General features: G+C 37.5%; 4 protein-coding genes. 1 reads left to right on the forward strand and 3 read right to left on the reverse strand.

What is annotated here, in order from left to right; translation table 11 throughout:
• Positions 1-518 precede the first annotated feature (518 nt).
• A complete protein-coding gene (locus ADA01nite_RS21420) occupies positions 519-869 on the reverse strand; it encodes a TetR/AcrR family transcriptional regulator (RefSeq protein WP_146812457.1) in 351 nt (116 codons plus the stop codon).
• A gap of 78 nt (positions 870-947) precedes the next feature.
• Between ADA01nite_RS21420 and ADA01nite_RS22910 the strand changes: the two genes are divergently transcribed.
• Positions 948-1,070: a hypothetical protein gene (locus ADA01nite_RS22910; protein ID WP_281286060.1), complete on the forward strand. Its 123-nt coding sequence runs from the start codon at positions 948-950 to the stop codon at positions 1,068-1,070.
• A gap of 268 nt (positions 1,071-1,338) precedes the next feature.
• Here the strand turns inward: ADA01nite_RS22910 and sigK are convergent, their stop codons facing one another.
• A complete protein-coding gene (sigK, locus tag ADA01nite_RS21430; protein WP_146812458.1) occupies positions 1,339-2,052 on the reverse strand; it encodes an RNA polymerase sporulation sigma factor SigK in 714 nt (237 codons plus the stop codon).
• Between the two features lie 163 nt (positions 2,053-2,215).
• Positions 2,216-3,133: a DMT family transporter gene (locus ADA01nite_RS21435; RefSeq protein ID WP_246147450.1), complete on the reverse strand. Its 918-nt coding sequence runs from the start codon at positions 3,131-3,133 to the stop codon at positions 2,216-2,218.
• Between the last annotated feature and the right edge of the window lie 49 nt (positions 3,134-3,182).

The raw sequence follows: 3,182 nt of genomic DNA on the forward strand, positions 1-3,182 counted from the left end.
AAATCTTGAAGTACGGTCCGATGACGCGTCCATCTTTGAAGGCATTCTTCCACTTTCTCCATGTTGTTACCCTCCTCTAATATTTGTATTATTCCACACTTAACACATAAAACCTGTTATAAATTGGCTCGATTAAACTACTCGTATACTGAGTGTTATTCAACGAAACATCCTAAGGATAAGCTGATTATCTTTTGCGTATAGATTAAACTTGTTCCCCTCTTGGATATTCATTTCCCACTTTAACATTTGCGGAAAGTGTAGATATCCTTCTTCGTCTACTTTGCCAACATATCCTATGTAGATAGCATCTTCCCATGAAACTCCTAAATCACTACACATCTTGCATGTCTTCATACCGCATTCAGGACATTTCATTTTATCAACCCCCTTTTTATTCCATCCTACAGCAAAAGGAATAAAAAGGAAAATGTTTTTAAGCAAAGAAAAAAACACCAGCCTAAGCCGGTGGGTTCTTGTAATGGGAAGTATCCTTATCGAGTATTTGTATGTTTACCTCATTTACAAAGTGTTTGCAGATGATATTTTAAAGTATGGATCATTTTGTCGTACGTATCATCATCGACTGGCAGTACCTCACATATAGCTTCTGTCATAATTTCCAATGGGGACCCCTCATATTTTCTTGTTTCTATACGTTGTTTTACCCGTTCGGAAACAAGCTCCATTGAAAATAGCAACAGTTCCGATTGTGATGCAAAATAGTGACGTAAGGAACCAACTGATAGTCCAGCAGTTTTTGCAACTTTTCGTACTGTAGCGTTTTCAATCCCTTCGTTAACAATAACTTTCCATGCAGCTTCTGCGATTTGAATTTTACGTTTATTATGATCAACTATTTTTGGCATATTTACACTTTAACACACTTGTATTAAATAAATTTGTTACTATTTAATACAAGTGTATTAAATAAAGAGGGTGGTTGTTTGATCGGCTGGTTAATTATTGCCTGTGAGATTGGATTCTGGGTATTTGTTTTAGCGGGCACGGAAGAGAACACGCAAAGCGGGAACGTTTGGGATGGTATCGGCATTTTATTTCTTGGGTGATTGGAGGGGCTATTTTAGCTGCCATTATTCTTTTTATCAACAACCCTTCGCAGACGAAAGCACTGCAACATACTTTAGGTGTATGGTCATTAATCCTGGTTTGGAATGGGTTTGGTCACCTATATTCTTCTATAAGTTGGGGTGAAGCCTTTTTTTGTGGCTAAAAAAGCCCTGCGGCTCTAAGAGCAAAAATTATGCAAAACGCTCAAATAAATAATCTTTATACTAAACAAGCCCCATGAGATTTACTCTCCCGGGGCGTTTCTTTTTAACTTTTTACTGTCCCTTCATTCTTTCGGTAAAACTCATGAAATAGCTTTAACAGTGCTCGTTTTTCGATTCGCGACACATAGGAACGAGAAATGCCTAACTCACGCGCAATTTCTCGTTGGGTTCGCTCCTCTTCGTTATCTAATCCAAACCGGCCGATGATTACTTCTTTTTCTCGTTCATCCAGGATATGAATGTGCTTGTAGATTTTCTTTTTCTCGATTTTAAGCTGTACCTTGTCTTCGACTTCATTTGCTTCAGTACCCAGGATATCGATGAGAGAAATTTCATTTCCTTCCTTATCCGTTCCAATTGGATCATGGAGCGAAACATCTTTTTTTGTTTTCTTTAAGGATCTAAGATGCATTAGTATCTCATTTTCTATACATCTGGCAGCATATGTAGCCAGTTTAGTCCCCTTATTTTTCTTGTAGCTTTCGATGGCTTTAATTAATCCAATCGTGCCAATGGAGATAAGGTCCTCACTGTCCTCGCCTGTATTTTCAAATTTCTTAACGATATGTGCCACCAATCGAAGATTGTGCTCAATGAGCATATTCCTCGCATGCTTATCTCCCTCTGCCATCCGTTCCAGGTACTTATTCTCCTCTTCCTCACTCAACGGCTGCGGAAACGCGTTGTTCTTGATGTACGATACGAACAGCATGAGATCCTTGAAAAACATCGTCACTACCGCCAGCAAGCCTGCCATTACGGTCACCCCCAGATGATTTTCGCCTTATCTTCAGCCTATGAGAGTAACGCCTACCGCGTGCCTGGACGGTTCCGCAGGATGAGCCTATTTTTTTACAAAAAAGGCAGGGACAATGCCGCTCCTCAACAATCGATTCCCGTTTAATTGAACAAAGTTTAGATTATTGAGATATAAATGTTTTTGCTTCCGATTCATTGCCTACAGAGTCTTTTGAAATAACGAAAATGGCTACAAAGACTAATAGCATACCTAATACATGCGGCAGTAAAACCTCTTCTTTTAAAATAAAAAACGAAAGAATTATCGAACTTAAAGGAAGCACACTTGTAAGAACCCCTGCCGAACTTGCCGGAACTTTTGATAATCCTTGATACATTAAAAGAAAGGCAAGTACCGTTACAACAATTCCAAAATATAAAACATTCATCCAGTCAATTATACTTACACTTGAGAAATCAAAATCTTTAGCCTCATAAATGGAAAATGGTAAAAACATGATAAGACCAAAAATACTCATCATTGTTGATATGGTAAGGGGTGTAACTTTATTCGATACTGATTTTCCTAATGTAATAAACAACGTTTCACCCAAAACTGCCCCAAAGATTAACAGGTTTCCTAATAAGGAGTTATTGTTACCTACTTCATCACCGACAATGTTAATTAACAATACGCCTACTACTGCAAATATGATTCCCAATCCTTTTTTTATTGTCAATTTTTCTTTTAAGAATAAAAAAGACACCAAACCGACAACCGCAGGAAGAGTGCTTGTTATGATCCCTGCTTCGATTGCAGTTGTAAATTTTAAGCCATAGAGCATAAAAATATTAAACAAAAATACTCCTGTAAATGCTTGGAGAAACAGGATAAATAAATATTTTTGATTAATTGAAGGAAATCGTTTTTCTTTTTGTAATAAAAGTGGAAGCAGAATAACCGTTGCAATGATAAATCGCAACTCGGATGCTAAAAAAATAGGGAAGCTTGATATAATAAGTTTCCCAACGACTACAGAACTTCCCACAATTGCCATAGCCAGAGCAATCTTCATATATGCCAGCATCAATGGACTCACTGTCTATTCTCTCCTCAACTTAACTGCTTTTCTAAATTCATTCTCAATA

It is taken from the genome of Aneurinibacillus danicus, from assembly GCF_007991215.1.
GTDB classification, from domain to species: Bacteria; Bacillota; Bacilli; order Aneurinibacillales; family Aneurinibacillaceae; genus Aneurinibacillus; species Aneurinibacillus danicus.